The organism is Dyella flava, assembly GCF_016904955.1.
GTDB lineage: Bacteria > Pseudomonadota > Gammaproteobacteria > Xanthomonadales > Rhodanobacteraceae > Dyella_B > Dyella_B flava.
Genome location: NZ_JADIKE010000037.1, coordinates 471,719 through 497,688, shown reverse-complemented (window position 1 = coordinate 497,688; position 25,970 = coordinate 471,719). Strand labels below are relative to the sequence as shown.

The 25,970-nt window shown below is 59.5% G+C and carries 23 protein-coding genes and 1 tRNA gene; 19 read left to right on the top strand and 5 right to left on the bottom strand.

Features of this window, described 5'->3' with window-relative positions; translation table 11 throughout:
• The first annotated feature begins 28 nt into the window (after positions 1–28).
• The 5 genes from ISP19_RS15485 to ISP19_RS15465 all read left to right on the top strand — a co-directional run bounded on the left by ISP19_RS15485 (position 29) and on the right by ISP19_RS15465 (position 4,537).
• Positions 29–475 carry a hypothetical protein gene (locus ISP19_RS15485; protein ID WP_204683297.1) on the top strand — a complete coding sequence of 149 codons (447 nt, stop codon included), beginning with the start codon at positions 29–31 and terminating at the stop codon, positions 473–475.
• Positions 476–706: 231 nt separating this feature from the next.
• Positions 707–934: a hypothetical protein gene (locus ISP19_RS15480; RefSeq protein ID WP_204683296.1), complete on the top strand. Its 228-nt coding sequence runs from the start codon at positions 707–709 to the stop codon at positions 932–934.
• 1,088 nt (positions 935–2,022) lie between these two features.
• Positions 2,023–2,883, top strand: a complete 861-nt coding sequence (locus ISP19_RS21330) for a collagen-like domain-containing protein (RefSeq protein WP_239556834.1) — start codon at positions 2,023–2,025, stop codon at positions 2,881–2,883.
• 180 nt (positions 2,884–3,063) lie between these two features.
• Complete coding sequence (locus ISP19_RS15470) at positions 3,064–3,348, top strand: hypothetical protein (RefSeq protein WP_204683294.1); 285 nt, start codon at positions 3,064–3,066, stop codon at positions 3,346–3,348.
• A 76-nt stretch (positions 3,349–3,424) separates the two neighbouring features.
• On the top strand, positions 3,425–4,537 hold the full coding sequence (locus ISP19_RS15465; RefSeq protein ID WP_338082387.1) for a glycosyltransferase: 1,113 nt from the start codon (positions 3,425–3,427) through the stop codon (positions 4,535–4,537).
• A 126-nt stretch (positions 4,538–4,663) separates the two neighbouring features.
• On the opposite strand, the gene ISP19_RS15460 is transcribed toward ISP19_RS15465, so the two are convergent.
• Entirely contained in the window at positions 4,664–4,936 is a 273-nt protein-coding gene (locus ISP19_RS15460; RefSeq protein ID WP_204683292.1) for an XAC0095 family protein, read from the bottom strand.
• 704 nt (positions 4,937–5,640) lie between these two features.
• Here ISP19_RS15460 and ISP19_RS15455 point away from each other — a divergent pair.
• The 7 genes from ISP19_RS15455 (at position 5,641) to ISP19_RS15425 (ending at position 15,272) form a co-directional block, all read left to right on the top strand.
• A tRNA-Thr gene (locus ISP19_RS15455) sits at positions 5,641–5,716 on the top strand.
• Positions 5,717–6,719: 1,003 nt separating this feature from the next.
• The gene (locus ISP19_RS21510) at positions 6,720–8,783 is read left to right on the top strand and encodes an iron-containing redox enzyme family protein (protein ID WP_204683291.1); all 2,064 of its coding nucleotides are present in this window, start codon (positions 6,720–6,722) and stop codon (positions 8,781–8,783) included.
• A gap of 28 nt (positions 8,784–8,811) precedes the next feature.
• Entirely contained in the window at positions 8,812–9,414 is a 603-nt protein-coding gene (locus ISP19_RS15445) for a LysE family translocator (protein ID WP_284384675.1), read from the top strand.
• The gene (locus tag ISP19_RS15440; RefSeq protein WP_204683290.1) at positions 9,411–11,252 is read left to right on the top strand and encodes a carbamoyltransferase family protein; all 1,842 of its coding nucleotides are present in this window, start codon (positions 9,411–9,413) and stop codon (positions 11,250–11,252) included. Before ISP19_RS15445 ends, ISP19_RS15440 begins: the two co-directional genes overlap by 4 nt.
• Positions 11,239–12,327: an SGNH/GDSL hydrolase family protein gene (locus ISP19_RS15435; RefSeq protein WP_204683289.1), complete on the top strand. Its 1,089-nt coding sequence runs from the start codon at positions 11,239–11,241 to the stop codon at positions 12,325–12,327. The genes ISP19_RS15440 and ISP19_RS15435 overlap by 14 nt, the downstream gene beginning before the upstream one ends.
• Positions 12,328–12,865: 538 nt before the next feature.
• The gene (gene rocF, locus ISP19_RS15430; RefSeq protein WP_204683288.1) at positions 12,866–13,789 is read left to right on the top strand and encodes an arginase; all 924 of its coding nucleotides are present in this window, start codon (positions 12,866–12,868) and stop codon (positions 13,787–13,789) included.
• Between the two features lie 112 nt (positions 13,790–13,901).
• Entirely contained in the window at positions 13,902–15,272 is a 1,371-nt protein-coding gene (locus tag ISP19_RS15425; protein ID WP_204683287.1) for a tryptophan--tRNA ligase, read from the top strand.
• Between the two features lie 77 nt (positions 15,273–15,349).
• Here the strand turns inward: ISP19_RS15425 and ISP19_RS15420 are convergent, their stop codons facing one another.
• The gene (locus tag ISP19_RS15420) at positions 15,350–15,787 is read right to left on the bottom strand and encodes a BON domain-containing protein (protein WP_204683286.1); all 438 of its coding nucleotides are present in this window, start codon (positions 15,785–15,787) and stop codon (positions 15,350–15,352) included.
• A gap of 307 nt (positions 15,788–16,094) precedes the next feature.
• On the opposite strand from ISP19_RS15420, the gene ISP19_RS15415 reads away from it, so the two are divergent.
• Positions 16,095–16,313, top strand: coding sequence for a hypothetical protein (locus tag ISP19_RS15415; protein WP_204683285.1), 219 nt, complete (start codon positions 16,095–16,097; stop codon positions 16,311–16,313).
• Between the two features lie 212 nt (positions 16,314–16,525).
• Here the strand turns inward: ISP19_RS15415 and ISP19_RS15410 are convergent, their stop codons facing one another.
• Both ISP19_RS15410 and ISP19_RS15405 read right to left on the bottom strand, forming a co-directional pair.
• Positions 16,526–18,115 carry an inorganic phosphate transporter gene (locus ISP19_RS15410; protein WP_204683284.1) on the bottom strand — a complete coding sequence of 530 codons (1,590 nt, stop codon included), beginning with the start codon at positions 18,113–18,115 and terminating at the stop codon, positions 16,526–16,528.
• 82 nt (positions 18,116–18,197) lie between these two features.
• On the bottom strand, positions 18,198–19,142 hold the full coding sequence (locus ISP19_RS15405) for an AraC family transcriptional regulator (RefSeq protein ID WP_204683283.1): 945 nt from the start codon (positions 19,140–19,142) through the stop codon (positions 18,198–18,200).
• Between the two features lie 132 nt (positions 19,143–19,274).
• On the opposite strand from ISP19_RS15405, the gene ISP19_RS15400 reads away from it, so the two are divergent.
• A complete protein-coding gene (locus tag ISP19_RS15400; RefSeq protein WP_204683282.1) occupies positions 19,275–19,811 on the top strand; it encodes a carboxymuconolactone decarboxylase family protein in 537 nt (178 codons plus the stop codon).
• 99 nt (positions 19,812–19,910) lie between these two features.
• On the opposite strand, the gene ISP19_RS15395 is transcribed toward ISP19_RS15400, so the two are convergent.
• A complete protein-coding gene (locus ISP19_RS15395; RefSeq protein WP_204683281.1) occupies positions 19,911–20,423 on the bottom strand; it encodes a periplasmic heavy metal sensor in 513 nt (170 codons plus the stop codon).
• Between the two features lie 177 nt (positions 20,424–20,600).
• Between ISP19_RS15395 and ISP19_RS15390 the strand changes: the two genes are divergently transcribed.
• The 5 genes from ISP19_RS15390 (at position 20,601) to ISP19_RS15370 (ending at position 25,956) form a co-directional block, all read left to right on the top strand.
• On the top strand, positions 20,601–21,296 hold the full coding sequence (locus ISP19_RS15390) for a response regulator (RefSeq protein ID WP_204683280.1): 696 nt from the start codon (positions 20,601–20,603) through the stop codon (positions 21,294–21,296).
• Positions 21,293–22,675 carry a sensor histidine kinase gene (locus tag ISP19_RS15385; RefSeq protein ID WP_204683279.1) on the top strand — a complete coding sequence of 461 codons (1,383 nt, stop codon included), beginning with the start codon at positions 21,293–21,295 and terminating at the stop codon, positions 22,673–22,675. The genes ISP19_RS15390 and ISP19_RS15385 overlap by 4 nt, the downstream gene beginning before the upstream one ends.
• Before the next feature lie 256 nt (positions 22,676–22,931).
• Positions 22,932–23,453: a formaldehyde-activating enzyme gene (gene fae, locus ISP19_RS15380; protein ID WP_204683278.1), complete on the top strand. Its 522-nt coding sequence runs from the start codon at positions 22,932–22,934 to the stop codon at positions 23,451–23,453.
• A 32-nt stretch (positions 23,454–23,485) separates the two neighbouring features.
• Positions 23,486–24,523: an aldo/keto reductase gene (locus ISP19_RS15375; RefSeq protein ID WP_204683277.1), complete on the top strand. Its 1,038-nt coding sequence runs from the start codon at positions 23,486–23,488 to the stop codon at positions 24,521–24,523.
• On the top strand, positions 24,520–25,956 hold the full coding sequence (locus ISP19_RS15370; protein ID WP_204683276.1) for an NAD-dependent succinate-semialdehyde dehydrogenase: 1,437 nt from the start codon (positions 24,520–24,522) through the stop codon (positions 25,954–25,956). The genes ISP19_RS15375 and ISP19_RS15370 overlap by 4 nt, the downstream gene beginning before the upstream one ends.
• Positions 25,957–25,970 lie beyond the last annotated feature (14 nt).

The window sequence follows — 25,970 nt, the reverse complement described above, 5'->3', positions numbered from 1 at the left end:
AAAAGCGTGACGCGGGGCAGCCGAGGCGATGAGGCGCGCGCAGGTCATTGCGCTTGCCGAAAGCGGGCTTGGAACGGTAACGCAAATACGGCATCAGCTTTCCACGGCACGCATGAGTCGTGCTTCGCACGCCTATCTGGCGGCTGAGCAACGCGCCAGAGAGCTTGCTGCGCAGTTGGATGGATTGAACGAAGAGATGAGTCGGGTTCGTGAAGCCTGCATGCGGGCAGTCACCGAGAATGTCGGCGGCGCCGCGATGTATCAGGTCGTTTTGCGCGCGTTGGATGCCGATATGCGGCGGACCCACGTACGCATGGATATGCAGGAAGAAGAATGTCGTGGGCTTCTTCATGAGCTGAAGCTGGCCAAAAAGCGGGTGGAAAGCCTGGAAACAAGGCTTGACCTCTATCGCAAGGTCGAGTGCCGGGCGAAAGCCATGGGTGATGAGAGGGTCGATGAGGCATTTCAGGATTAAGCAGACGTGCTTCCGATCCCGGTTTTGCGCGAGCCCCTACAAGCTGTGGCCCGGATTTGAGATCGGGTTGCACGCTGTTCGCCCCGATTCTTTCGTCGTGTCGGTGCTTGCTGGGCGAATGTCAATGGACTACTACCCGGTCATATCAAGCGACTCGTAGTCTGACCCACGCGCCTATCTCGCAGCGAATAGGCACGCCGATGGTTAAGGTTCAGCGTAAGAGGTTTCTTTATGAAGGATGTTCTGTTTCGCTTTCTGCGTTCGTGTCTTCGAACTGACGCCGATGCGGTTGCCCGCAATGTGGAAAAGCATCTTAAAGGCCGCGTTCCCGACATGGTGATGGCCCAGGCGATAGCGCGTGCGATGCGGCGACTTGCGCAGGGCTGCTCTCCGGCTGCTGCGACGCATCTGGCGGTCATCTGGGCGATCAACGTCGATCATCCGGAGGTGGTGTCATGATGCGTTCGCCGATCACGCGTAGCGACCGCCCACTGACCAATGGTGAGCGTCTGGCTGCATGGTGTGAGGCGGCCCACCGGCATGCGATGCGAGTCGACTCATCCGTATACAAAGTATCGCCGCGCCGCTCGCCATGCCTGTTTTTGAAAGCGGGTGCCGGCAACAGCTGTGAGACGGAGGCGAAACATGATGGGGGGCGGAAGTAAGTCATTCAGAGACGCCGTCACCGGTAAGTATGACGGAGTTGATCTTATTGTTCTGTCCTCTTGAGAAAATGATCAGATTATCGGTGATTGCGGCTCAAAAATCGGCGGAACATAAATGGTGCCGGTCATTCAAACGTCGACGGACGCCGATCCTCGAGCGGATATTTTGACTGCAAATATAAAAAGTCAAAATTCATATTTCATTTTATTTAATTAAATCATTGAAGAAACATGGTCCAAGGGGCCTTGAGGAAATCTGCGCGGCAGCGGTGATGTCCCAGCGGGCACACGCGCTGTGGTGGAGATGAGCGAGATGGCATGTGCCTGCGGCGTTTGCGAAGACAGCGGTGCGTGCCGATCTCCTCGGTGATAGCTCCGTTCCAGCAACGGGCATGTGCAAATCATAAGGAACGATATATGGATACCAGTAGCATTAATTCATCTTTAGCGAACATCACCTTTAACGGATATGGCGCCATTAACGGGTCCAGTAGTGATGGCTCGAAACCTGCCGCGACCCAGGGGCCGCAGGTTACATCCGATGCTTCTGTGTTCGACGAGGGCGGCGCGCTGGAGCAACCGGATGACAGGGCCCGTTTCGGGATACACCATCCGCCGATCCAGGGTTCGTGTTGCAATCGACCAGGCCCGCCTGGCCCGCAAGGTCCGCGAGGTTGGCAAGGTCCGCAGGGCCCACAAGGCCCGCGAGGTTGGCAAGGCAAGCAAGGGCCCGAAGGTAAGCAAGGACCCGAAGGTAAGCAGGGGCCGCGAGGTTGGCAAGGCGTGGCAGGGCCGCAAGGCAAGCAAGGACTGCGAGGCGAACAAGGACCACAGGGCGAGCAAGGGGCCGAAGGTAAGCAAGGTCCGCGAGGTTGGCGAGGCATGACAGGGCCGCAAGGCGAACAAGGGCCGGAGGGCAAGCAAGGACCGCAAGGCGAGCGCGGTGTGCAAGGCGAGCAAGGACTGAAAGGCGAGCGTGGGCCGCAGGGCGAGCAAGGACTGAAAGGCCAGCGCGGACCGCAGGGCGAGCAAGGACTGAAAGGCGAGCGCGGGCCGCAGGGCGAGCAAGGACTGAAAGGCCAGCGCGGACCGCAGGGCGAGCAAGGACTGAAAGGCGAGCGCGGGCCGCAAGGCGAGCAGGGACCGGAAGGCAAGCAAGGGCCGCGAGGCGAGCAGGGGCCGGAAGGCAAGCAGGGACCGAAAGGCGATCAGGGACTGAAAGGTGATCGCGGGCCGGAAGGCAGGCAGGGATTGAAAGGCGAGCGAGGCCCGCAAGGTCAGTCGGGTGGGCTCGGTCTTTCCGAAAAGAAAAAACTATGGCTCGGAGACTTTCTAGCCGGCCAGGCGGGCAAGGCACCGATTAAGCATGGACATCATGCAGAGAGTCAGAACAAGGCTTCTATATCGCAATTGATCCACAACGGTGCTGAATATCTGAAGGACAAAATACATTCATCAAAAGGGAGATCCGATTTCGATTACTCCGATAAAGATGTCGATGATGTAGAGCAGCAAGTGACAAGCCTCCTTGTTGGCGAAGACTGCGCGCGCGAACCTACGACTCCGTCCTCCCAAGAGAACGAGATGCGTATCGGTCAAGACGGTACAAAAAAGCAGGGCACTGTATTCCCTGCGTCCGATTCAGCCGCTGGTGGAAGTCAGCCATCGAGCCACAGCGTCGGCGGATGGTCGAATAAAACTCAATCCAAGACCATCGTATTCAATAATTACTTTCGACGTTGAATAAACATGGTCTAAGAAATCTGCCCAGCAGCGGCGATGTTTGTGCAGACATGCAAAGCCGCTGCGGCAAGGGTGGACGGAAGGGTGTGTACGGATTCCGCTCGCGACACCCGCCGATTTCGTCGGCGTCACGATGGTCCCGTTTCAAAAACGGATATATACAAATCAAAGGAAAGATATATGAATATCGCTGACATCAATTCATCGCTAATGATTGCTGCTAATGATGTTGCTGATGCGACTGGTGCATTGGTTGCTGGAGCGGCTGCAGGTCTGTCTCCCCAGGTAACGTCAAATGCTTCGCCATTCGATATTTTCGGCAAGGCCGCGGCTGCCGGTGCCGTCGTGGACGGTGCCGCAACGGACTTCCTGGGCAAGGCTGAGCAAGCGCTTGCTAACGCATTGGCCGTAGTTTCGTTAACGGGTCCGGCACTCGCTTCGCTAACGCGCACCCACCGGAGCTAGTTAGTCATGGGTGGGGCGACGAGTGCCAGTACATGCTGGCACTCGTCGCAAGCGTTTCACGTCTAAGGAAGGACTTATGGCAAGTATTGGTTTGTGCATGATCGTCCGTAATGAGGCGCATATCATGGAGCGATGCCTCGGATCGGCGTTGCCTCTGATCGACTATGCCTGCATCGTCGATACGGGATCGGACGACGATACCGTGGCGGTCATCCGGACGTTTCTGAATAAGCATGGCGTGGCGTGCAATATTTATCGCGACACGTGGCGCGATTTTGCCAGCAACCGCAATGCCGCGTTGAAATGGATGCACCTGCGGCCGGATATCGATTATTGCCTGATGCTCGATGCCGACGAGGTGGTGCGTTATGAGCCGGAATTCGATATCCGTCGTTTCAAGGCGCAACTGCAGCTGGATGTCTACGATGTGCGTCTGCGGTCGGAGGGTGCCGAATGCACACGAGTAGCGTTGTTCGAAAACAACATAGCCTGCTATTACCGTGGCAAGCTACATGAATTCATCGAAGTGCCGTCGGGTGTGACGCGTGGCGATGCCGTTGGGTTTTATCTTGATGCCGTGCATGACAGTGCACGTAACCGTGATGCCGGGAAATTTTTGAATGACGCCCGTGTCATTGAGGAGGCGATGGTCGAAGAGACCGATCCCTTCATGCTGTCGCGTTATAGCTTTTACCTGGGGCAGTGCTACATGGATGGCGGCGAATTTCGTCGCGCGATCAAGGCATTTCATCAGCGTGTACGGTATGGCGGCTGTCAGCAGGAGGTGTTTATCAGCTTGCTGCGCATTGCGCGCCTGATGGTGGCGCTCGGCTATCGTGAAGAACGGGTGTTGCACGCTTATTTGCAAGCTTGGTCGGCATGCCCGGAGCGGGCAGAGCCACTGCACGATCTGGCTGCTTACGCTCGCGTGAAAAAACAGTTTCATTGGGCGCGCTTGTTTTCCAGCTTTGGCCTGCGTCTGGAAAAGCCTGCGCAAGGACTGTTTGTGGAAAGCGATCTCTACGACTACAAGTTGCTCGATGAATATGCGACTGCCGCTTATGGTTGTGGCGACTCTGCCGGTTCGCTGGATGCATGTACGCACCTGTTGAAGCGTGCGGCGTTGCCGGCGGCCGAGCGGGAGCGCATTCTGGCCAATGCGGGTATGGCCTTGGCGCGATTGGGGTGAGCATCGACTAGTGGCTACGCACGGCGATTTGCTCCCTCTCCCTACTGGGGAGAGAGCCTGCCCCGGACTTGATCCGGGGGCTGGGGTGAGAGGCCGCGCTTGCCGATAACGTCAATCTTCGCTTGATCAATGCCGCATCCGGTCGCGATGCTCGATGTGGTTACCCTGTTCCAATTGCTCCAGCGCCTCGCCAATCAGTTTGCTGATGAGTTGAAAGGTGAGTTGCATTTCCCAGCGGGGAATCATCACGGTCCCATCTTCGTCGGTAGGCGACGCCTCGTCGCTGGCGACGTTCGCCATGATCATCAGCAGGTGCTGAAGGTTTTTCAGTTCGATGTAGTCGTCTTCAGACAATAGGTAGTGCTTCAACCCGAACGGGTCGATGTAGGTGCTTTCCATTGCTGCGCTCCACGGGTTTAGGTCGCCCGCGCATTGCGCGCGGGCGAAGGGTCTGCAAGAAAAACCTGCTCGTTTCAGCGGAATCTGTCACTTCCGCTAGGACGATTACCCACTTGGGCCCGACGCCGCGCAGTCTGAGCGGCGGTGAAGTAGCGCTGATGTCGGCTTGGCGGGGTCACGCGTAGGCGTGCGTGCCGTAAAATCGGGGATAACCATGATTAACTTCCTTGGAGTTTGTTATGGCCAGCGGATCGTTTGGGTTGCCTCCCAGGCGATCCGCGCTACTTCTCTAGTGTCGGGCGTGTCGTGGTCATCGCTGGGATGGGCCCGCCCGACATATCCAAGATTGCATAAGTACGACCTGGGTGGTGCGAAAAGGTGTGAATTTGTGGCGATGGAAAATTTGCCGCGTTTGCGCAGCTCTCCCTACGCGCCGTAACAGCTCCCTCTCCCCTCCGGGGAGAGGGTTGGGGTGAGGGGCTGCGCTTGCGGGAAAATTCAGAGCCGCATCAATGTTTCTTTGCAGGCTCGTCGCGAGGTTGACCCCTCACCTCAGTCCTCTCCTCGCTCCTCAACGCCGAGCACATCCATGTGCTCTCCCCGCGTGCCCCGGAGGGGAGAGGAGGAAAAGCGCTCCACGGGTGAAGTTCTGGCCCCGGAAGGGGCGGACATAACTCGCCAAATCGCCTAAACTAAGCGGCTGCGCCGGCATAGCTCAGTTGGTAGAGCAACCGCCTTGTAAGCGGTAGGTCGTCTGTTCGAGTCAGACTGTCGGCACCAAATTATCATCCGGGCACACCCGGTGAAGGCCGAAAGCCTTGCTATAGCTAGGCTTTCGGCTTTTTTGTGCCTGGTCTTATGCCGGGGCACCCATGGCAATCTACCGTCCAGTGACGGTAGCTGGCCTGCCCACACTGGATGTGACCGCCATGGCATTGACTGATGCCGTCGTTTGCAACCGCAGGCCCGCCGAAAACCGCAGAAGCTCAGGGATGGCGAGCCCTTTACTTGCGAACCTTAATGGCTCCGGCTGTTGGCGCTTTGACCACCTTTTCAGTGGTGAGAGCAAGATCTGAGCAAGAGCAGTTATCCCGAGACGGGACTGGCGGATGCACGCAGTAGGCGGGTGTCTGCTCCCAGACTATTGCCGGTAGGACGCGCCCCTAGCGAGCACTGTGCCGCTGAGAGAGCCGCTGGCGTGGTGCGTGCAGGAAATGCTTTGCCGCGATCGCAAAGAAATGGTTCGCCACCTGTCAGGACTTGGCGCAGGCGACGCACAGCAAGATGCGCTGGATGTTGGACGACTTTTCCCTTCTGTGGATTGATGCCCGTCCCATCTGGGAAATCGGTGCACTTGAGATGCTGACTGTGCTGTGACGAGTGGAGTCGTGTGGAGGTCACCTCACAGCGGCTCAAGTCCATCCGCCTTCCGGCGTTTTGCCGCACGGCGCCAACGGGTGGGGCGTGGAGCCTTCCCGCAGCAGAAATACGATGTGTGCTCTAGACCCCAAGACTTGCCGTCACGCAGGCATCACTGATTCTGCAAAGATGAACGAACTACAGCTGCAGCTGAAGGTAATGGCTTAAAACTCTGTGGGGGAATGCTGCTTCGTGGCAGGGTGCGGCCTCAAAAGCAAATCCACTTGCTACCGTACAAACCAGCCTTGATGCCGTGTCTAGGCCGCACGGCTTTTTTGTGCGTGACGGGTACCACTTGTCCATCGCGCGGCTTCAAATGTCTTTATATCAGTCCCGCCCTCCAGCAGAAATGCCTCACGCAACCGTGAATGCAACACACCCTCAGATGTCAACTCCTTTTAATTCCGCTCGCGTCTATTTCTGGCGAGCGATGAGCGAGAACGAGCTGGAGGACGATCAATGTGATGACATCATTGCATCGCAAATTGCACATTCGCGGGGGGAGCTGTTCGCTGCAGCACGAGACGGTGATCAGCCGACGCTGCTGCCACGCGGTGCCCTCGCCACGCATGTGCCGCAGCTAAGCGAAATCGAGCGTGCGGCGTTGATCAGCGCGCCCTTGGCACTACTGCAATTGGCGCCACTGCAGCAGGTGGCGGGTGCCCACCTCGCTGGTGCGGTGCAATTGGCGCATGTTCACCAGGTAGCGGGTGCCGCCCTGCTACGCATTCATGCGCGCACCGTTGGCAACGGCAGTGCTGCCAACGGGCAGGCCCACGCATTCGACACGTTATTGCGAAAGTCGGGCTTCGTTCTCCCGGAGGTGCACGCATCGGCGTTCACGTTCGATCCTCGGTTTGATGACGAGTCTTTTGCACTGCCGTCTTTTTTACTGTCGCTTGGTCTAGCTCGTCGGCGCCACTTCCACGCAGCCATTGGTGCGGCGATGTTGCTCGCACTCGCCGGCCCGATCCTGACGGATGCCGAAACTTCCCGCGTGGATGTGGAGGATCTAGAGACTGCCGTCATCCATTGCATTGAGGTGGAAGGCGAGGCTGCGCGACTTGGTATCGAGCAAGGCTTCGCCGCGGCCCGTGCGTTACTTGAAGCGTTCCTCACACACTTACGCGCCAGGCTCGACATGGAGACGCAGCAGGTCGCGGAACGCCGCGTGCTAGATGTGTTGAAAAAAATCGGGACTTGTCCGTTCGGTTATCACAAACGAGGCCGTATGGCGGGGCGGCCGATCGATAGCTTCTTTGTGCCAGAAACCTTTTCGCCTTCGATGGTGCTGCAGGCGCTCGCCCGGTCGCCGTACGTGGTTCCGGGTGCGCCTGAGAAGAGTCGATTACTGACGGAGCTGACGCAGCCTGACGGCCCAATGTTTCGAGTTTTCCCGGATGACGACCTTGCAGCCCTGGCGAGTTGGGTCAAGCAGCTTGCTCCAACTCGCGATGTCTCATTAGCCAGGACGCAAATACTGGACCGCGCATTGCCGGTGGTGCCCGCAGATCCGCCGCCTGGTTTGCCGCCGAGGCGGATGCGTCGCCCTAGTCTGCGCGAGCTGTATTACCGCCTAGTCAATCTCGAATTGCACGAGGATGGCCGTCGAGTCGCGCGCGAATACGCGAGACAGTGGCTCGCGCGTCATGCCGTGCGCCTTGATCACGGCCGTACGCGCTTACCGTTTTCCCGGTATTCGCATGGCGCGTTGCGAGACTGGCTGGACCAACAGCATGCCACGCAGGTTTCCAGCTATCAGCCGCTGGAGGGGGCGCCCGACGAGACATGCGAACAAGTCGTACGCGACGCGCTGCAACTCGCACCGTTGACCCTTATCGATGGCGCGTGGCTGCGAGGCTTCGTCCAGCCGGCCTGGGTTGGTACCCCAATTGGCGCGACGCTCTATCGTATCTATGCGGACGAGCTTGGCAACGTTGACACGGTGTTGCATCACGGCAACATCTATCGCGACCTGCTGCGATCGATGGGGCACGTCTTGCCGGACTTCACTTCACGCGAGTTCGCCGAACATCCGGACTTCGATGACAGTGCGTTTAAAGTGCCAGTCTTCTGGTTGAGTGTGTCCTTGTTTCCTAGGGATTTTCTGCCGGAGATCCTTGGGCTGAATCTCGCAATGGAGCTATCGGGCGTGGGTGGGCAATACCGCCGCTCCGGTGAGGTGTTGGCGCACTACGGATTCAGTGCGCAATTTACTGAGCTTCACAATTCGATCGATAACGTCGCGACCGGCCATACGGCCTGGGCGATCAGCGCAATCCAGTCTTACCTTGACGACACGTACCTGCAAGGCGGCGGCGAACAGGTCGACGTCCAATGGCGCCGCGTTTGGACAGGTTATCGAGCATTGCAGTCGCCGGCTTGGCACACACTGTTTTCCGCGGCGCTCCCGCGCCTGATTCGCTGACCGCCTCCATTTGACAAGGCCGTTCCTCGTGATCCAGCTACTGCCTTACTTTCTAATTACCGTTCTCGTAATCAACCTGGCTCCAGGCCCTGCGATGATGTTTGTCATGCAGCAGTCACAGCGCCGGGGTGTGCAACGGGGCCTTGTCGCCGCGCTCGGCATTGAGTTCGGAGTGTTCATTTACGTACTGCTTACCGCGTTCGGCGTGACCGCGTTATTCAGGCAATATCCGCCGTTGTACACCGGGCTGCAGGTGTTCGGCGCTGCGTATTTGCTATACCTCGCATACAGTTGTTGGCCCCGGCCACGCAGCGTTGCAACGGATCGTCTGGAGCAGAGCACGCACCGAGGCACGTTCGCCAAAGGGGTGTTGATCAACTTGACCAACCCAAAAATTGCGCTGTTTTTCCTCAGTCTGATTCCGCAGTTCGTTCCTCAAGGCAGTGATGCACGGACTTTCGTCATCTACGGACTCATCTTCAACATCGGCGGCCTGTTGGTTAACGGGGCGGTTGCCTTACTGGCCGATCGGGTGTCACGCGTGCTCAAGGGGGCGGCCTGGTTCGAATACATCCCGCCGCTGTTGTTCACTGCTATTGCGATCTTCTCGATCTGGAACCGCTTAAGATGAACTGGATTCTTGGCATTTCCGCCTTCTACCACGACAGCGCAGCCACTTTATTGCGCGATGGCAAAGTGTTTTGCGCCTTTCAGGAGGAGCGCTTCAGCCGTGTCAAACAGGACAAGCGCTTTCCTCGGCATGCGATACGTGCTTGCCTCGATTTCGCTGGGCTGACACTGCGCGACATCGAAACCATTTGCTACTACGAAGACCCGCCAAGCAAGTACAACCGTATCGTGTCGACCTACTTCCGGCATTTTCCCAAAGGCACCATGCTCTTCGCGAAGGAGTTCCCGCGCTATCGCGCCCATAAGCAACTCCTCGCGGCCATGTCGCGGCAGCTCGAAACGGAGTTCGGCGATGGCGCGGCGCCCGTACGCGCGTCGGAACACCATCTATCGCATGCCGCGTCCGCATACTATCCGTCGCCATTCTCGTCTGCCGCGGTGCTTTGTGTGGATGGTGTCGGCGAGTGGGCGACTGTTTCCGCGTGGCATGGCAAGGGTAATCGGCTCGTGCCACTCTGGACAATCGATTTCCCACACTCGCTCGGACTGCTTTATTCCGCTTTCACCTACTTCTGTGGCTTCAAAGTCGATTCTGGCGAATACAAGCTGATGGGACTCGCGCCGTATGGCGAACCGGTTTATGCCGACCGGATCGAGCGTGAGATCATCGACCTTCGCGACGATGGTAGTTTTCGGCTGAATCCGCGCTACTTTGACTATGAAACCGGCGCCCGGATGACGTCGCCGGCGTTCGATCGCCTGTTCGGCGGGCCTCGCCGTGAACCGGAAGGACCTATCACGCAACGCGAGATGGATTTAGCAGCATCGATCCAGCTTGTTACGGAGAAGGTCATGTCTGCGTTGGTTGCGCGGATTCGTCGCGATACCGGCGAGCGCAATCTGTGCCTTGCCGGTGGCGTCGCATTGAACTGCGTGGCGAACGGCAAACTTCTCAAGGAAGCCCATTTCGACCATCTGTTCGTTCAGCCTGCGTCAGGTGATGCTGGGGGCTCGATGGGGGCTGCGTTCGTCGGTCACTTCGCGGCTCATCCGGAGGCGGAGAAGTTCAGTGCCGACGACAGATCGCAAGACGACTTGCAGGGAAGCTACCTGGGTAACGAGTATTCGGATGCCGAAATCTGCCGGCACCTTGACGCGCTCGGTGCGCGCTATGAGGTGTTGAACGAGGTGGAACTGGTCGCCCGTACCGGCCGAGCGATTGCCGACGACAAGGTGATCGGATGGTTCCAGGGGAGGATGGAGTTCGGGCCGCGCGCGCTTGGGGCACGCTCGATTCTGGGTAATCCGTGTTCGCATTACATGCAGCGGACTATGAACCTGAAGATCAAGTACAGGGAGTCATTTCGCCCGTTCGCGCCCGCGATTCTCGCAGAGCACGCGGGAGATTGGTTCGATCTCGACACCGTGAGTCCCTACATGTTGATTGTGGCTGGGCTGAGGAACGATCGGAGAAAAGCCCTCGATGCACGCGACGCTGCGCGCGTTGGCCTCGACAAGGTCAATGCTGTGCGCGCCGATATTCCAGCCGTGATCCACGTTGACTACTCGGCCCGGATACAGACGGTCGACGGGCACCACAACAACCGTTTTCGCCGATTGCTTGAGGATTTTCATGCTAGGACTGGATGCCCGATCGTGATCAACACGTCATTTAACGTGCGCGGCGAGCCGATTGTGGAGTCGCCCCGTGACGCGTTCACTTGCTTCATGCGCACCGGGATGGATTGCCTAGTGATCGGGTCAGCCTTTTTGGAAAAGAAGGCTCAAGCAGCCTGGAACGAGAAAATCGACTGGAGAGTCCAATTTGAACTCGACTGACCTGCCTGTTCTGACCCACCGCGAAGCGGTGCTTGACGTGTATCGGTATACGCCGCAAATTAAAGACTACGATCGCTTCATGCACTGCGGTGCGCGCTGGCTACCGTATACGATGTATTTCCACGAAAAGAATTTTGTGTCTGATGCGATCAACACCGATATGCTTGGTTTTCGCTTCGCACATTTCTGCGGTAGGCGCTATTCGGTGGCCGAGCTACCGTACGGCGCGCCGGTTAGCCTCTTGGTTGGAGGCTCGACCGCGCTGGGGGTAGGGGCTTGTTCTGATGAAGCAACATTGGCATCGCGGCTAGCCGTGGAGACTGGCGAAATTTGGCTGAATTTTGCGGGGCGTGGTTTCAATGCCATGCAAGAATTGATCATGTTCCTGATGCACCAAGGAAAATTTTCGCGGATCAATCGTGTGGCATTGCTTAGCGGGGTCAATACGTTGGCGCTGGAAGGTATTCCCGAGGAATTCTCCAGTGATCACGGTCGCTACTACTACTCCTTCGAGTTTCAGCACTATATGAATCTTTTCAACGAGGACATGAAGCGCAAGAAGAACAGTTTCAATGTGATCGGCCAGTCTAGGGCGTCGGTACTGAGTCGGCTTAAGTTCTGGGAGAGGCCGGGAGAGAACCCGGCTGATCGCGTGATCGATGACTCGACAGTTACGCTGGACGAGCGCATCGAGCGCGCCGCCGCGCAAATTGCCAAGGCATTACGTCAATGGGCGTTGTTGCTCGCCGATTTCAAAATTCGCCCGATCTTCTTTCTGCAGCCATTGAGTTATTGGTGCGAGAAGGAGATGACACGGGAGGAGCGTGGAGTGTTCCATGCTATCGACAGCTGCCCTAACAACTTTTACCGGCTTTTCAGCAAGGTGCTAGGGAAAGAGGTGCATCAGCCGTTCTTTGAGGCGATTCGCTGCAAGACAAACGATATTGTCTGCCATGACATGAATCAATTGCTGCGTTCGTCGCCGAGCATGAAAGAAACCCTGTTTGTGGATCGGGTGCACTTCAACGATCTAGGCAACGCCGAACTGGGTCGACTTATGGCGCCACTCGTTTGACCAAGGAGGAGACATGTTTATTAAGAGAATTTTAGGTTTTTTTACCAAGCCGTTCCGTCGCAAGAAGAAGAGTTCGTCGATTTATCCACTGCGATAAGGGTGGGCGTGGGCACGGCTCGTTGAGCTCCCAGGCGGGGCGGCCTTGCCGGGCCAATCCGATATAGTTTTCGAACGGTACCCCGAGTGTTTGCCGTGGCGTTCAACGGATTTGTTAGGTTGAAACGATCACTCGGTCGCGACCGTGGAAATCATCGACGGGGCCGGGGGCACCCAGTAGCCAAGCCATCACCAGCCGTAATGTCCGGAAGGGCGGCGGGTGATGCCAAATTGTTTTGAAAAATCGCTCAGCTGAGCGGATTTCCGGCGATGATGGGGTGCCGACGACCGCACCAACTGTACCAAAAAGCCCGCAGCGATGCTTTTTTTTGTTGTCTGCGGCCTGCACGGGGCGGCCGGGCTTCCCTTTCGGGGGTACGCCCGCGGCGCTGGCGACCAGCTAAACTTGCTGCTCCGAGTAAGAAAATGTCGAGAAAGCGGTATGAGCAAGCAGGTGATTGCACTGGTCGGCGTGCCGACCGATATCGGCGCCGGGCACCGTGGCGCTTCGATGGGGCCTGAGGCCCTGCGCGTGGCGCAACTTGCCGAAAAGTTGCGGCGCCGCGGTCTGAACGTGATCGATCGCGGCAATCTGCATGGCCCGATGAATCCCTGGCAGCCGCCGGATAACGGCTACCGCCACCTGCCTGAAGTGATCGCCTGGAATACCGCGGTGCACGCGGCGATCCACCACGAGCTGCAGGCCGATCGTCTGCCGATCATGCTGGGTGGCGATCATTGCCTGGCGATTGGCTCGATCAGCGCGGTGGCGCGTCATTGCCGCGAAACGGGCCGCAAGCTGCGCGTGCTGTGGCTGGATGCGCATGCCGACTTCAATACGTCGCAGGTGACGCCTTCGGGCAACATCCATGGCATGCCGGTGGCTTGCCTGTGCGGCAATGGACCGCGCGAACTGGTGGAGATTGGTGAGCATGTGCCGGCGACTACGCCGGATGTGTTCCGCCAGATCGGCATCCGCTCGGTCGATGAAGGTGAGAAGCGCCTGGTGAGCGAAGCGCGAGTGGATATCTACGACATGCGCCATATCGACGAAGTGGGTATGAAGCGGACCATGGAAGAGGCGCTCGACGGCCTCGATGCGGATACTCATCTGCACGTGAGCTTCGACGTCGATTTCCTTGATCCGTCGATCGCGCCGGGCGTGGGCACGACGGTGCGTGGCGGTCCGGGCTATCGCGAAGCGCAGCTGTGCATGGAGATGATTGCCGATACGGGCCGGCTGGGTTCGCTGGATATCGTTGAACTCAATCCTGCTTACGACAAGCGCAACCAGACTGCCAAGCTGGCGGTGGAACTGGTCGAGTCGCTGTTCGGTAAATCCACCTTGATGCGCGGGCCGAACTAAGGCCGTGGCGCTGCAAGTCACGGCGAGCAACTTTTGCCCGTACACTGCATGAGTCCAGTCCGCGCCGCCTGGCGCGGACGTATCACCTTATTCGGCAGGAGCCGATTCGAGTATGCAAACCCGCGTTCTTACAGGCATCACCACCACCGGCACGCCGCATCTGGGCAACTATGTCGGTGCGATCCGGCCGGCTATTGCGGCCAGCCGCCGCGCGGATGTCGATGCCTTCTACTTCATGGCCGACTATCACGCGCTGATCAAGAGCGATGATCCGGCCCGCATCGAACGCTCGCGGCTGGAAATTGCCGCGACCTGGCTGGCAGCCGGGCTCGATCCGAACAAGGTTACGTTCTATCGGCAGTCCGATATTCCGGAAATTCCGGAGCTGACCTGGTTTCTGACGTGCGTCACCGCCAAGGGGCTGCTCAACCGTGCGCATGCCTACAAGGCATCGGTGGACAAGAACAACGAGCTCGGTGAAGACGCGGATGCCGGCGTTACCGCGGGCCTGTACATGTATCCGGTGCTGATGGCCGCCGATATTCTGGCGTTCAACGCGCAACAGGTGCCGGTGGGCCGGGACCAGATCCAGCACATCGAGATGGCGCGCGATATTGCGCAGCGTTTCAATCACATCTACCACCGTGAGTTCTTCGTGCTGCCTGAAGCGCTGATCGAGGAACAGGTCGCGACGCTGCCCGGCCTGGATGGCCGCAAGATGTCCAAGAGCTACGACAACACCATCCCGCTGCTTGCCGGTGGTGCGAAGCAGCTGCGCGAAACCATCATGCGCATCGTTACCGATTCACGCGCGCCGGGTGAGCCGAAGGATCCGGATAGTTCTGCGCTCTTCATGATCTTCCGTGCCTTCGCCAGCGAGGCGGAAAGTGCCGCGTTCCGTCGGGCCCTGGAAGAAGGTATTGGCTGGGGTGAGGCCAAGCAGGTGCTGTACGAACGTATCGAAGCCGATGTGGCGCCGATGCGCGAGCGTTACGAAAGCTTGATTGCACGCCCAGCTGCCATCGAGGAAATTCTGCACGAAGGCGCGCGCAAGGCCCGCGCGATCGCGGCGCCGAAAATTGCCGAATTGCGTGATGCCATCGGCCTGCGTGCGATGTCGTCGGTAAGTCTGCATGCCGGCAAGGCGAAGTTGCCTTCGAAAGGCGGCAAGTCGCCGCGCTTTGCCAGCTTCCGCGATAGCGACGGCAGCTTCCGTTTTCGCCTGTTTTCTTCGGACGGCGATGAGTTGCTGCTGTCCAAATCCTTCAAGGATCCAAAGGCAGCCGGCGCGGTGCAGAAGAAGCTGAAAACACTGGGTGGCGCAGCCGCTACGCTGCACACGCTGTCGCTTTCGCTGGTGCTGGAACTGGATGGCGAGCCCGTCGCCAATACGCCGGACTATGTCGACGAGCCGGCTCGCGATGAAGCGCTTGAATACCTGCGCGAGGCGCTGGATCTGCTGGCGGCGCAGGAAAGCGAATAATCGGTTTTGATCATGTCTGTTGGGCCGGATGCTGATATCAGCATCCGGCCCTTGTTCGTTTTACAACTTATCGCGCGTTAGCCCCCTGAAGGCGATGGTGTCGATCCGCTGCTGCTCGTACTGGATGCGCTGACGGTCAAGCCGCTGCCGTCGACGCTCTTCACGCCTTTCACCTGCTTGGCCAGGTGCTCGGCGCGAGTCTTTTCCCTCGTCGATGTTGCGGTGCCGGTCAGCGTGACTACGCCATCGGTGGTGCTGACTGAGATGTCCGAGGCTTTGACGCCTTTGGCCGCGGCCAACTTGGATTTCACCTTGGTGGTGATCCAGGTGTCGTCCACCTTGCCTGGCACCGTTTCATTGCTCGATGAGGTGCTGCTGGCCGGCTGCTGGGTTTGCTCCGGCATGCTCTGGGAAGGGGTTGTGGCCTGCGCTGAAAGAGCGAACGGCGCGGCGGCAAAGAGCATCATGATGCTGCCGGCGATCATGGATTTGCGCAGAAAAGACGTGTCATGCATGGCAATCTCCTTTGGCGTATGAACTGCATACGCATGACATGTGCGGCGTATGCAGGCGCATCACGATCGATCCGCAGATGCATGGCAACAAGTTGCATGTGAAATCGACGTTGCGAAACGTTACGGTGCGCCGTGTTTGTTCATACTCGTGTGGAAATTGCGAATGCTTTGTTTCGCGGATGTTTTCATGCATGTAAGGGATGGGTTTACCGCCGACGTGCCCGTGGCGTCACAAGCGTGACATCGCACTCTGCTTAAGTAGATCGGGCCCGGCTAGGTCGGGTGCATGCCTATCAAGGAGAGTTGCATGAATACCGAGCACGAGATTCATCATCATCACCACGAAGCGGCAAAACATCTGGAAGAGGCGGCCAAGCATCATCGCGAAGCGGCCAAGCATGCCGAAGCTGGCGATCATGCGAAAGCCAGTCATCATGCGCATCTGGCCCACGGCCACAAGCTTCACGCGATCGAGCATGCCGAGCATGCGGCCAAGAAGCACGCGGACAAGCATCACACGCACTGAGTGCGGCGAACGATCATCCCAGGAGGCGGCACGGTCAAGGATGACCCCCGGGGATGCCCCGATCCATGCTGCGCAGGTGTCAGCGACCGCGCGGATTCATTTCAAATGATGGGGCGATGCGCAGAAGGCGCACGGTCTGGGCTGCTTCGCTTGGCAAGGCAGCTAGGGTGTGCAGGCTGAAGTACACCGACTTCAGCCTGCACCGATGTGTATCAGAACACGTGTTTCAGCACGACGAACAGTACGCCGGCCAGGATGATCGAAGCGGGCAGGGTGAGCACCCATGCCATCAGCAGATTGCGCACGGTAGACCATTGCAGGCCCGAGCCATTCGCGGCCATGGTGCCGGCGACACCGGACGTCAGCACATGGGTCGTGCTTACCGGCAGGTGATACATGTCGGCCGCCTGGATCAGGCCCATCGCCACCAGTTCCGCCGATGCGCCTTGGGCGTAGGTGAGATGTTCCTTGCCGATCTTTTCGCCGACCGTCACCACGATGCGTTTCCAGCCGACCATCGTGCCGAGGCCGAGCGCAAGCGCGACGGCGACTTTGACCCATAGCGGGATGAATTGCGTGGCCTTTACGCCAAGGCCGCTCCAGGTCGTGAGCGTCTTGTATTGATCACTGTCAGCGCTCAGGCCGGACTGCTTCAACACCAGCGGCATCACGGTGTTGGCCAGATAGATGTCATTGCGCACGTTGCCCATCTGTTCCTGCGGCACGGCGCGAAGAGAGGAACGATTGCCAACTTGTTGGTCGATTTCGTTGATCAGCTGCGACAAGGCCGGGATGGTGTCGGCTTGCAGTTGGTGTTGCTGGATGGCTGTGGTGACGATGTCACGCGGGCTTCCACTGACGGTGGCGCCGTGATCAAGCGTGGTCAGCACCTGCTGCACCTTGACCGATACCTGATGAAAGGTTTGCACCTGGCCACCCGCGACCGCGCCATTGAGCGCATAAGCGGTGGGCACGGTGCCGATCAGGATCAGCATGATCAGGCCCATGCCTTTCTGGCCGTCATTGGAGCCGTGGCTGAAGCTCACGCCGGTGCAGGTGAGGATCAACAGCAGGCGGATCGGCCACGGCGGCGGCTTGTTGCCTTCCGGTGCGCGATACAAGGCGGGAATCTTGATCAAGCCTTTGGCCAGGTACATCAGCAGTGCGGCGAGAATGAAGCCTGCAATAGGGGAGAAGACCAAGCCCCTGAACACACCGATGGCGGCGTTCCAATCCACGCCGCTGGTGGCGCTCTTCGCGGCGGTGAGCTGATTGGCCAGGCCGACGCCGATGATCGAACCGATCAAGGTATGCGAGGAAGAATTCGGCAGACCGAAATACCAGGTGCCGAGGTTCCACAGGATCGCCGCCAGCAACAGTGCGAAGACCATGGCGAAGCCCGCGCCGCTGCCGACCTGCAGGATCAGTTCCACCGGCAGCAGCGAAACGACGGTGAAGGCGACCGCGCCGGACGAGGTCAGCACGCCCATGAAGTTGAATAATCCCGACCAGATCACCGCGAGATTGGGCGGTAGCGAGTGGGTGTAGATCACCGTCGCCACCGCGTTGGCGGTGTCATGGAAACCGTTGACGAATTCGAAACCCAGTGCAATCAACAAGGCGACGCCGAGCAGAATGAAGGGAGTGGCCGAATGCGAGCGGACAATCGAAAGATCATCCATCAGGTGGATGGCGGCATAGCCGACGCCCACCAGCAGGATCAAACCGAAAATGATGCCGAAAATGCGCCCCGAACCTTGGCTTGGCGACGCGGTGCTTGCAACAGCTGCTTCTGTCTGCATGAGCATGCCCCTTGGTGGTCAGCCTGATCGAAGCTAAGCACTGCGCAAGACAAGGGCGTGACAAACTGGTATGTGATTGGCTTCAGATGGACGGCTGATTGAGCCCCGTTTGCGCTTGCAGCATGTTGCGGCGATAGGCGCCCGGTCCGCTGTGGTAATGCTTTTTGAACACCCGTCCGAAAGCGGCCTCGGAAGCATAGCCACAGCGCTCGGCGACCTGATTGGCGGCCATGCCTTCGCGCACCAGCAGGCGTGCCGCCAGTTCCATGCGCACGGTGGTTACCCACTCCAATGGCGGCATGCCGCCCAGTTCGGCAAAGCGCCGCGCAAAGGTGGCGCGCGAGAGATGTGCCTGCTCGGCCAGTGCGCCCACGGTCCACGGATGCGCGGGGCGTGACAGCACGGCCTCCACGGCACGGCACATGCGTGCATCGGCCAGCAAGGCGAGCACGTTGCCGTTGAGCTGTTTTTCCGCCATCAGATGACGCAGCAGCAAGGTGAACAAGGCGGTGGAGAGCTCGTCGATCACGGCACCGCCGCCAGGCTTGGGGTCCACGCTTTCGCTTTGCATCATGCTGATCAGGGCGCGTAGCGCGGGGCGCTCGCTGCTGCGGATATGCACGACGTCCGGCAAGGAGCGGAGCAGCGAGCCGCCGGTTTCGCGCATCACAAACATGCCGCACAGCATGTCCATCGGCCGGCCCGGGCCATCAACGCGGATTTCAGTGACCACGCCGTTGAAGTGGCGCTGGCTTGAATCATCCGGCGGCGAATCGTGCTCGTTGAGCTCGACGCTTTCCAGCGAATGACTGACGCCTTGCGGAAAGACCAGCACATCACCCGCCTCGAACACCTGGGTGCGCTGGCCGATGCGCAACCGCAGCTTGCCGCCGAGGATCACGTGATAGGGCACATGGCCGGGTGGGGCGAGTGGATGTTCAGCGGCCCAGACCCCCGCCAGATGGCAATGCAGGTCCACCCTTCCGGCGGGAGAGAGCATTCGGACAAGGTGGCTAAGGCTGTCCATGGCTGAGACGAGTGAGCAATAAATGGAGACGTTTGTGTGCAGATAGAGGCGCTTCTGGCGCCTAAGATAGCTCCACGGATGCGGCGACGCGAGTTCCCGCACCGATTCCTAAACCCTTATTGGAGAATCCTCATGAGCCGTCTGCACACCATCGAAATCAACGAAGCCACCGGCGAAACCGCGCAGTTGTTTGGCGCCATCAAGAAGGCCATCGGCACGGTCCCCAATGCCTACCGGGCCCTCGGCAGCAACGCCCCGGCGGTGCTCGGCCACGTGCTGCAAACCGGCGCCGTGCTGAAGCAGGGCGAGCTGAGCGCCCGTGAGCAGGAAGCGATCAATCTGTCCGTCAGCGAGGCTTCGGCCTGTGACTATTGCCTGGCCGCCCATAGCCTCACCGGCAAGATGGCCGGGCTGAGCGCCGAACAGATCCAGGAAGCCCGCAAAGGGAGCTTCAGCGCCGATGCCAAGATCGACGCACTGGTGAAGTTTGCCGTCCGCCTGGTCAAGACCTCGGGCACGCTGCCGGCGGATGCGGTGGAGAGCGTGAAGCAGGCGGGTTACAACGATCGTCAGATCGTCGAAGCCATTCTGGCGGTGAGCGCGATCCTGTTCACCAACATGCTCAACCGCGTCAACGACACGGTGCTCGATTTCCCGAAAGCGGCCTGATCGCCGGGCATAAAAAAGCGATCGCCGATGCAGCGGCGATCGCCAAGCTCATTTGGGTTAGAACGTCCGCTAAGTGCGACTAACCGTAAAGCTTCATTGTTATTGCTGGGCGGAGGTGGTGCTCGTGGACTGCACCGGGTGCTCAGCCTTGAACTGCTGCCACTGCGCCTGGCGGGCCTGGAAAGCGGCCTTCTGGGCGGTGTACTGCGATTGCTGGGTGCTGGTCAGCACGCTGGTGTAGATCTGTGCGGTAACGGCAGCGCGGGAAGTGATGCGGGCGCTGGTGAGATTGGCTTCAGCCTGGGCCAGGCTGGCAGCGGCGGCCTGGTAACCCGACGCATTCGGCGCCATGGCTTCAAACGCCTGGCGCTGCTGGCGAACGGCCTGGAACTGCGGCTTCAGCTGGGTGAAGCTCTGCTGCACGATCTGCTTGACCTGGGCTTTCTGGGCGTCGGTCAGGTTCAGGCCGCGCAGTTCCATGAAGCCGCCGCCATGGTGGCCATGGAAGCCGCCGCCGAAGCCACCGCCCTGTCCACCCGGACCGGCGAGTGCCAGTGCGGAGCAGCCGAGGGCCGCAGCCAGGATGATCGACAGGGTCATAGTCTTACGCATATCAAGCTCCTGCTTGTTGGGGGTTGTTGGTGATTATTGGAAAGCAGGGGCGCGTTTAAGATCTTTGCGGCCGTGTAAAGAAGGGTAAAGTCAGGATGGCGTAAGCGCGGAACAGCCAATCACAGCCGGTAATGCGATAGTAGGCAGGTTCTTTTCGAAGGCTGCTGCTGCGTATCCATGTCTCGAATACTGATTGGCGACGACGACCGCGAACTGTGCGCCCTGCTGTCCGAATACCTGCGCCGTGAAGGCTTGCAGGTCGAAGTGGTGCATGACGGCGAGGCCGTACTGGCCCGGTTGCGCGATCCGGCCACGCGCCCGGATCTGCTGATTCTCGACGTGATGATGCCCGGTCGCAGCGGTCTCGATACGCTGCGCGAACTGCGCGCGCAGCATCGCATGCCGGTGATCATGTTGTCCGGACGCGGTGAACCGGTGGATCGCGTGGTCGGGCTTGAACTGGGCGCAGACGACTATCTCTCCAAACCCTGCCTGCCGCGCGAACTGTTGGCGCGCGTGCGTGCGCAACTGCGGCGGCACACGGCCGAGGGCGTTGGCGTGCTGACGGCCGGTGTGTTGCGATTGTTGCCCAGCGAGCGGCGCGCTTACGCAGGCGAGCAGGAACTCAATCTCACCGGCGCAGAATTTGCACTGTTGCTGATGCTGGTGCAGCGTGCGGGCGAGGTGATCGACAAGACTTCGCTTACGCGGGTTGCGCTGGGTCGGGAACTGGAGCGCTTCGATCGCAGTATCGACGTGCACGTCAGCCGATTGCGCCACAAGCTGGCGGAAGCTTCGCCGCAGTCGCCGCGCATCGATTCGATCCGCGGCGCCGGCTACGTCTTGCTGTCCAACGCCGGAGGGCAGGCGTGAGCTCGTCCAAGAGTCCGTTTCGCAGCCCGTTGTTCTGGCGCCTGCTGATCTTCTTCTGCATCGCCAATTTGCTGGTGCTGGTGCTGGGAAGCTGGCTGACCAGCCGCTTCATTGCGTTTTCGGCCGGACAAGGCATTGATTGGCCATCGTTGGCGCAAGCGGCCGAAGACGCGTATGACAATGGCGGCCCCGCCGGTCTCGATGCCTGGGCACAGCAGCAGCGTGCGGGAGGTATCGAGGTGACGCTGTACGAAAACGGCGAGCCGTTGCGCGATATCCGGCTGCCGGAACCTGTGCGTGAATCGCTGCCGGATTGGCTCGCTTCCGGTCACAGCGTCGAATTGAACCCGTTTCCCGGCTTTTACATTGCGGTGGAGCCGGTGACCGGCGCCGATGGACATGTGCGGCAACTGGTGGGCATCAGCAGCTCGCGCGCGCGCATTCCGCGGCACATGCGCGAGAAGATTCTGCTCGCCGTGCAATTGGCGCTGTCACTGCTGGTGATTGGCGGGATCGGCTGGTGGGTGGCACGCAGCGTGTCGCGCCCGGTCGAGGCGATGCGCGATGCGACGCGCAAGATGGCTGCCGGTGCGTTTACTACGCGCGTGGACAAGCGCTGGAGCGATGCGCACGACGAGCTGGGCCAGCTCGCACGCGACTTCAACGGCATGGCCGAACGCATTGAAATCCTGGTGGCGCACGATCGAGGCGTGCTGCAGGACCTTTCCCACGAACTGCGCTCGCCGCTGGCACGCCTGCACTTGATTCTGGATCTGGCGCAGCACAGTGAAGATTCCACGCAAGCGGCCGCACATTTTCAGCATGCCGAGCAAGAGATCGCCCGGATGGATCGCATGACGGCGGAAATGCTGGCGCTTTCGCGGCTCGAAGGCGGCTTGCCGGGAATGGAGCGGGAATCGGTAGATCTGGTCGAGCTTGCGAAAGAACGTCTGAATGCCGCGCGCGTCGAGGCAGAAGCGCGATCTATCCAGTTGCAGCTCGCGGATACGGGGCCGGTGACCGTTTGGGGCAGCGGTATCCTGCTGGAGCGTGCGCTCGACAATGTGATCGCCAACGCGATCAAGTTCAGCCCGGCTCAAGGGCAAGTCGAAGTCAGTGTCAGCCGTCAGCTCGGACAGGCGCAGGTGCGTATCCGTGATCATGGGCCGGGCGCGCCGGCCGACGAACTGGGCTTGCTGTTCAGGCCGTTCTTCCGTGGCACCAACGCCGCACATGCCAATGGGCATGGTTTAGGACTGGCCATCGTGCACCGCGTCATGCAGGTGCATGGTGGGGACGTCACCGCCAGGAATGCAGAAGGCGGCGGACTTGAGATCACGATGCAATTGCCGGAAGGCATGGCTTCGCAACCAAGCTGAGCCGTTTCGGCAATCTGTCCCTGATGTAGTCGACACGCTTGAGATGTGTCAGATACCGCGCGTGTAGGAATTCATGCCGTGTGCGAATGCTGTACGGCAGCGGGAGGAGTACGAATTTAGGTCGAGTGCTGTAGGGTTTCCACCACAAGCCGTGTGGACTTTTCCTTCCTTACGCCATCTGTACGCGTCACTTCATCCGAATGCCAGTACGAATGCAGAATCGGAAGCTCGATAGATAGCTGCATGGCAGGGAACGATGAGCACATCCGAAAACAAGACGCTTTACATCGGCGAAGGATTCGAAGGGCCGGGCGTCAATCTCGCCCACATCAACGTGCTGGTGGGGCCGCGCAGCGGTCCGGCGGGCCAGGCATTCGCCACTGCGTTGGCGACACCGTCAGCGGGGCACGCGCCGTTCGTCATCATTGCCCGACCCGGTGTACCGACCAAGCCGCTGACGCTGTACGTCAACAAGGCGCAGATCGTGAATGATTTTCACGGCAACGCTACCTGGGGCGCCTCGCAGGCCGGCATCGCCAAAGCCGTGGCCGAATCGCTGCAAGAAGGCGTGCTGCCGCCAGAAGCGGAAAACGATTGGGTGGTGGTGTCCGCCAATTGGGTCAATCCGGCTTGCGATGATCTGGATGCCGTTTACGAGAACAACTACCGCGCCGCCAAGAACGCCATCCGTGCGGCGATGCTCGGGTTGCCGCAGCGCGATGAAGTCTTTGCCGCCGCGGCCCAGGTGAGTAATCCGTTCTACACGCCGAAGGCCTGAACGGTTGTCCCCCCAAGGAGATCAATCAACGTATGGAATACGTACGTCTTGGCCAATCCGGCCTGAAAGTATCGCGTCTGTGTCTGGGCACCATGAACATGGGCACGCCCAAGTGGAAACCGTGGATTTTTGACGAAGCGCAGAGTGAGCCGATCGTGCGGCATGCGCTTGAGGCCGGCATCAACTTCATCGATCTGGCGGATTTCTATTCCACCGGCGTGGGTGAAGAAGTCGTCGGCCGCATCTTGAAGCGTCTCGTGCGCCGCGAAGAGGTGGTGATCACGACCAAAGTCGGTTACGACATGGGTGACTATCCCAATGCCGGCGGCCACTCGCGCAAGCACGTGATGGATGGCATCCACGGTTCGCTGAAGCGCCTGGACATGGATTATGTGGACATCTACATGCTGCATTTCTTCGACGTGAACACGCCGGTCGAGGAAACCATGGGAGCCTTGAACGACATCGTCCGCACCGGCAAGGCGCGCTATATCGGTGTCTCCACCATGTACACCTGGCAGCTTGCCAAGATCATGCAGGTTTGCGAGCGCAACGGCTGGGACAAGCCGATCAACATGCAGCTGCAGCTCAACCTCGCTTATCGCGAAGAAGAGCGTGAAATGATTCCGTATTGCGCCGACCAAGGTCTCGGTGTGTCCGTGTTCAGTCCGCTCGCACGTGGCCTGCTCGCCGGTGATGTGAACTCCACGCGCAATCAGACTGACTTCTTTACCTCGCAGATGTATGGCGACAGGGCCTCGCACGAGATCGCCGCCTCGGCGGCGCGCGTGGCCGCGCGTCGCGGTGTGTCGGCAGCGCAGATCGCACAAGCCTGGGTATTGGGTCGCTCGAATATCGATTGCATGCTGGTGGGAGCGGATTCCGCCGCCCAGTTCGATAGCGCGCTAGCCGCGTTGGCGATGCGGCTGGACGAGGAAGAGCTGCATGAGCTGGACCGCAACTACACGCCTTGTGACCTGATCAACGATTACACCGCCGGTTGCCGCATCCCACGCGAACCGCGTGAAGCGCAAGGCCGGTTTGCAGCAATCGAAGGAAGTGCAGCATGACCCCATGGGTACGTAACGGACACTACATCAACGGCCAGTGGCTGACGGGTGAGCAGACCTATCCGGTCTTCAATCCGGCCACCGGCAAAGTCATCGTTAATGTCGCCAAGGGCGGTGCCGCCGAGACCGAACAGGCCATCACCGCAGCGGCGGCGGCATTTCCTGCATGGCGTGCACTGACCGCGAAGGAACGCAGCATCAAGATTCGCCGCTGGGGTGAGCTGATGCTTGAGCATCGGGACGCGCTGGCGGACTTGCTCAGTCGCGAGCAGGGCAAGCCGCTGGCTGAGGCGCGTGGCGAAGTGGTTTATGCCGCGAGCTTTCTCGAATGGTTTGCGGAGGAAGCCAAACGCGCTTACGGCGATGTCATTCCCAGCCCATTCCCCCACTCGAGGATCGTGGTGACACGCGAGCCGGTCGGCGTCGTGGCAGCGATCACGCCGTGGAATTTTCCATTGGCCATGATTACCCGCAAGGCGGCCCCGGCCCTGGCAGCGGGCTGCACGATGGTGCTCAAGCCGTCGGAAGAGACACCGCTTTCGGCATTTGCGCTGGCGGTGCTGGCGGAACAGGCAGGTGTCCCGGCGGGTGTGTTCAATGTCGTGTCCGGCGATGCGATTGCGATTGGCAAGGTGCTGACCGAATCGGAGGTCGTACGCAAACTGTCCTTCACCGGCTCAACCCGCGTCGGCAAGCTGCTGGCTGCGCAATGTGCGGATACGCTGAAAAAGCTGTCGCTTGAATTGGGCGGCAATGCGCCTTTCATCGTGTTCGAGGATGCCGATATCGAGGCGGCCGTGCGCGGCGCGATGGCTTCGAAATTTCGCAACACGGGACAAACCTGCGTATGCGTCAACCGGTTCTATGTGCAGAGCGGTGTCTATGATGCCTTTACCAAGGCCTTGACAGCTGCGGTCGGCAAACTGCGTGTTGGCGATGCGTTGAGGGGTGATGTCGATCAGGGCCCGCTGATCAACCCGGCTGCGCTCAAGAAAGTGCAGAGCCATGTGGCGGACGCGCTGGGCAAGGGTGCCAAGGTTTTAACCGGCGGCAAGGAACATGCGCTCGGCGGCACGTTCTACGAGCCCACCGTGCTGGCAGATGTCGTACCCACGATGCTGGTGGCGCAGGAAGAAACATTCGGCCCTGTCGCAGCATGTTTTCGCTTCGATACCGAAGAGGAGGCCATCGCTGCCGCCAACAACACGCCTTTTGGTCTTTCCGCCTATTTCTATACACGCGATATGGCGCGCGCATGGCGCGTTGGCGAAGCGCTGGAGAGCGGCATGGTCGGCATCAACGAAGGCATCATTTCGACCGAAGTCGCGCCGTTTGGCGGTGTGAAGCAGTCCGGTCTGGGACGTGAAGGCTCCAAGTACGGACTCGATGAATACCTCGAGCTGAAGTACATGATGATGGGTGGCCTGGGTTGATCCACGGGTGGAGC